6 protein-coding genes are annotated in these 5,286 nt (G+C 33.0%); all 6 read left to right on the forward strand.

Annotated elements, in window-relative coordinates; all coding sequences use genetic code 11:
- The first annotated feature begins 32 nt into the window (after positions 1-32).
- Complete coding sequence (locus FPG59_RS13600; protein WP_086455130.1) at positions 33-311, forward strand: DUF2805 domain-containing protein; 279 nt, start codon at positions 33-35, stop codon at positions 309-311.
- Between the two features lie 129 nt (positions 312-440).
- On the forward strand, positions 441-1,262 hold the full coding sequence (locus FPG59_RS13605) for a hypothetical protein (RefSeq protein ID WP_140344668.1): 822 nt from the start codon (positions 441-443) through the stop codon (positions 1,260-1,262).
- A 107-nt stretch (positions 1,263-1,369) separates the two neighbouring features.
- Positions 1,370-1,711 carry a hypothetical protein gene (locus tag FPG59_RS13610; protein WP_086455132.1) on the forward strand — a complete coding sequence of 114 codons (342 nt, stop codon included), beginning with the start codon at positions 1,370-1,372 and terminating at the stop codon, positions 1,709-1,711.
- The gene (locus tag FPG59_RS13615) at positions 1,712-2,653 is read left to right on the forward strand and encodes an alpha/beta hydrolase (RefSeq protein WP_086455133.1); all 942 of its coding nucleotides are present in this window, start codon (positions 1,712-1,714) and stop codon (positions 2,651-2,653) included. It abuts the gene before it with no gap.
- A 45-nt stretch (positions 2,654-2,698) separates the two neighbouring features.
- The gene (locus FPG59_RS13620; protein ID WP_086455134.1) at positions 2,699-4,561 is read left to right on the forward strand and encodes a peptidase M61; all 1,863 of its coding nucleotides are present in this window, start codon (positions 2,699-2,701) and stop codon (positions 4,559-4,561) included.
- Positions 4,562-4,735: 174 nt separating this feature from the next.
- Positions 4,736-5,286: DUF4369 domain-containing protein (locus tag FPG59_RS13625; RefSeq protein WP_086455135.1), on the forward strand; the 551-nt coding region annotated here is incomplete at its 3' end.

Here is a 5,286-nt window from a genome sequence, read left to right on the forward strand (position 1 = left end):
ATTTACAACTTATTTGAATTAATTTTCACGTGATGAAAAAGAGTAACCGAAAAGAATTAAACTGGGAGCAAACAGAAAAACTTGTTACAATGGCTTTAGAAGAAAAAAATCCTTTTGAAATCATTAAAAAAGAATTTGGCTTAGCAGAAAAAGAGATTCTCGAAATCATGAAAAAGAAAATGCCTGCTGAAAAATTCGAAATGTGGAAAAAGAAAGCTGTAGCAAATAAACCAAAACCAAAACCTTTGAAAATTGATGATTTCGACGAAGATTTGGATGGTAAATATTACATAAAAAACAAACTAGATTAATTTATAAACTCCTTCTTAGGAGTTTTTTTGTTCTATAGCAAGCCGTAAAATTAGATACTTAGTGAGCATCTCTCGAGGTCGCTTATTGTATTTAAAATAAAAAAATATATGTTCAAAAAAAGAAAAAATATGAAGAACCAAAAATGTCTAATAACATCTTCTGTTGCTTATGCAATACGTAACTTGATTATTATATCGAATCTTCTTTTATCGTTTACCGCACATGCGCAACTACCTAATAATGAGCTGCACGGACATTACATAGCACAAACCGACTCAACCATGTATTCCTTCTTTGAGTTTGACGGGAATGGCAAAGCCAGTATTATGGGTATGGGAAATGGAGATTATTTTGTAAAAGGAGATACTCTATACGTATTTCCTGACAAAAGCATCTTCAAATTCAAAATAAAAGGAGATACTTTGACAGGAGTTTCTAATTGGGTTACTAATGGAGTTTGGGTCAAAAACGACTCCATTGTTGAGAAACAAAGAAAAGACAAAATCATAGCACAAAAAAATGCCTCATTACTCCACGATTATTATATCCTTACTAAAAATGGAAATCCACTAGAAGCACTACTGGACAGTGTAAAAGGAGATTATACTAAAAACATTACTTCACTTTGTGATCAGGGATTAAGTAGAGCTTGCATGGATTATTTCGGACTGCAATTAAGCCAAGACACTAGCATTATGGGAGCCATTCTCAAGGGTGATAAAATCAATCCAAATGCCATCACACTAAATCCTGAACTTATAAAATTAGGCGAAAAAATAATTGCACTAGGAGAATATGAAGGCCATACACTATTAGGATATTATTACTTCATAACGGGCAATAATAGTAAAGCCAAAGACGAATGGGAAAAAGGATCTGAAAAAGGAAGTATGAAAGCAACGTTATCTTTAATGCAACTAATTGATGATCAGGAGGAGAAAGAAGACTAATAAAAAAACCCAATCATATCAAAAAAAATGAGGTGTTTTAAACACTTTGTGCTAATCTCCCACTACTAAAAACAGAATTGTAAAACAGTACATTTAAAGAAAACATCATGGTACAAATAACCACAACAAACGCTAGTTTTATATTCGAAATCATGGGTTGGCACAAACTGTGGAGTCTTAAAAGCAAACTAATCATTCCCAGAGAGAACGTAGTAAAAGCCTATCAGGATGAATCTGAGATCACATTCTGGAAAGGTTTACGTATGCCAGGAACAGAAATCCCAGGATTGCTTGCAGCAGGTACTTTTTACAAAAACGGAAGAAATTTTTGGGATGTATCCAATAAAAAAAATGCCCTCATAATTACCCTTCGAGAGCACTATTACAAAAAACTCATCATTGAAGTGCAAAATCCACAGCTGGCGCTACAACTACTAAACAATCTTTAAATGAAATGTATCTACACCCTACTTTTTTCAGCATTATGGTCCTGCTGCTTTGCTCAAAACAAGAATTTTACAACCTCTGTCATTGAAGTCAATCCTTTGATAAAAGGAACTTTATACACACCTAATGAAATTTCAAAAAGTAAAACTCTAGTTATTATTATTGCTGGTTCTGGTCCAACAGACAGGGATGGAAACCAAAGAAATCTTGTCAATAATTCCCTGAAATTTCTGTGTGAAGGTATAGCCTCCCGCGATCTTCATGCTTTTAGCTACGACAAAAGGATGTTTGCTTTGGCTCAAGCAGGAAATCTAAACGAAGCGTCCTTATCTTTTGAAGACTTTATTACAGATGCCAACGATGTGGTTCAGTTTTTTAAAAATGAAAAAAAATACAAAAAAATAGTAATAATAGGTCACAGTGAAGGCGCATTAATAGGATTAATAGCTGCAAACCAAAACACAGACGCTTACATTTCAATAGCTGGTGCAGGACGCGGGATTGATGCTGTTATTCTAGACCAAATTGCACTACAAGCACCATTTTTAAAAGATGAAGTGCAACAAAATTTAGAAATCCTAAAAACAGGCAAAACATTTGAACTCAAAAACCAAATGCTAGCTTCCATCTTTAGACCTAGCGTTCAACCTTACATGATTTCGTGGTTAAAATACCAACCACAAGAGGAAATCAAAAAATTACAAATACCAATATTAATAATCAACGGCACCAAAGATTTACAAGTAAGTGTAGCAGACGCACAACTTCTTCAGCAAACTAAACCAACTGCTAAACTAGTAATCATAAACAATATGAATCATGTATTTAAAGACATTTCAAGTGATGATTCAGCAAACAAAGCTTCCTATAATAATCCTGAATTACCCAACTCATCTCAACTGCTGGATGAAATAATTTCTTTTATTAAAAATTTAAATATGTAACAAATACAGCTGAAAGCCGACTTACTTTAAAATAAAATCTATTCCATGAAAAAAATACTATATTCCTTAGCAGTTGTATCAATGCTGTGGAGTTGTAAAACAACAAGTACCACAGCAACATCTGCTGTAAAAGAAGAAGTTAATGTAACAATTGACATTAACAATGTAAAAGAGGACAAGGTGTTAGTAACTGTTGTTGCTCCAAAAATAAAAACAAACGAAATCACATACAGTGTCCCAAAAATAATTCCGGGTACCTACTCCATAGATGATTACGGAAAATACATAGAAGATTTCAAGGCATTTGATAGCAAAGGCGGTCAACTTACCGTTACCAAAACGGATGACAATACTTGGAAAATTCAAAACGCAACTACATTAAGTAAAATAACATACCTTGTTAATGATACTTTTGATACTGAAAAAGGTGGTGGTTTTGGTAAAAATGATGTTTTCTCTCCAGCAGGAACAAATATTGATGCAGATAAAAATTTCATGCTTAACATGCACGGATTTGTAGGGTATTTTGAAAATAAAAAAGACATATCATATACGGTATCAGTATCACATCCTGAATCTTTGTGGGGTGCTACATCCATGAAAGATCTTGACAACAGCACTACAAATGACGTATTTAATACCCCTAGATACTCAGAACTTGTAGAAAACCCAATCATGTATGCAAAACCTGACTATACTACATTTACTGTTGATGGGATGGAAATATTAATCAGTGTTTTTTCTCCAAATGGAAAAGTAACCGCAGAAAGTATTACTCCGGACATGAAAACCATGATGATTGCTCAAAAAACATTTTTAGGAAAAATAAATGCTACAAAAAAATACACTGTATTGCTGTATTTATCAAGCATGACTCCTACAGATGCAAAAGGTTTTGGCGCATTAGAACATCCTACAGCAACCACGGTAGTACTGCCAGAAGCCATGCCTAAAGCTGAGCTAGTAAACGCAATGAAAGATGTAGTTTCACATGAATTTTTTCATATTGTAACTCCGTTAACAATTCACTCTAAAGAAATTCACTATTTTGATTTTAACACCCCAAAAATGTCCGAGCATTTATGGATGTATGAAGGGATTACAGAATATTTTGCAAATCTTTTCCAAATCAATCAAGGGTTGATTACTGAGGAAGAATTTTACACGCGAATGGCTGAAAAAATTGAAAACTCAAAAAAACTAAACGACACCATGCCTTTCACAACCATGAGTGCCAATGTTTTGACAGAGCCTTACAAAGCACAATACTTAAACGTATATGAAAAAGGAGCACTTATAGGAATGTGTTTAGATATCATCATAAGAGAAAAAAGTAATGGTGAAAGAGGTATTCTAGATTTAATGCAGAAATTATCTGTGGAATATGGCGTTTCAAAACCATTTAATGACAAAGAACTTTTTGCAAAAATAACTTCATTTACGTATCCTGAAGTGGGTGATTTCTTAAAGACTTATGTGGCAGGCCCTACCCCTATTCCTTACGAATCATTTCTTGCAAAAGTAGGTGTTGTAAAAACATCTGAAAAAGTTCCTGCAAATGTATTCCTTAAAGGTCAAGTTCCATACATTACCGTAGATCAAAGCACCAAGGAGATAAGTGTTATCCCAAATATTGAACTCAATGTTTTTTATAACACATTAGGTCTTGTGGGAGGTGATACCATTCTTGCAATAAATGACAAAGCCTACTCGCTTACTAATATTTATGAAATGATAACCGACAGCCAAAAATGGAAAGAGGATGATGCTGTTGCTGTAAAAATTAAACGTAACGGTGTAGAACAAGTTATCAAAGGAAAAGTAAAATTACCTTACGAAGACAAAGAAGAACTGAAAGCTACTGATGTTTCAAAAAATGCACTAAAACAAGCGTGGTTAAAAGGCTAATAATTTTAACTCCATAAACAGAATCCTAATTTAGAAATAAATTAGGATTTTTTTTGTAAAATAAAAAAAACACAACAGCATTTCAACAATTTTCTTTATTTTGCGCCCCAATAACAATAAAAACAAAACTGCTGTAAACACTTATAAACAGCACTATTTAATCACAATATCAATATGAAAAAAACAATATTTGCTCTTGTTACACTTGCATTATTTTCCTCTTGTAGCAAAGAAGATCAAAAAGGCAATCTACACATCATAGGTAACATCAAAGGTTTAAAGAAAGGAACTCTATACTTACAAAGAATAGTAGATACAACACTGGTTCCATTAGACACCATAAATATTGATGGAAATGCTTCATTCGAGAGTCATATTAACCTAGAATCACCAGAGATGCTGTATTTATTCCTTGATAGAGGTGTAAGTAATTCATTAGACAACAACCTTTCCTTTTTTGCAGAACCTGGCAACATGACTATTGATACCAGTTTAGACAATTATTTAATGGATGCCAAAGTTACAGGGTCAAAAAACAATGAGGTATTTGAAGAATACAAATTAATAAAAACTCGTTTTAATGAAGAAAACTTGGAGTTAATCCAAAAGAAATTCAGCGCAATTAAAACCCAAAACAACAAAAAAATAGACAGTTTAAGTGCTAAGCAAGATTCAAATCTAAAAAGAAGGTATTTATTTGCTACAAATTTTGCTTTAAATAATAG

Source organism: Flavobacterium sp. FPG59 (genome assembly GCF_002150205.1).
Classification (GTDB): Bacteria; Bacteroidota; Bacteroidia; order Flavobacteriales; family Flavobacteriaceae; genus Flavobacterium.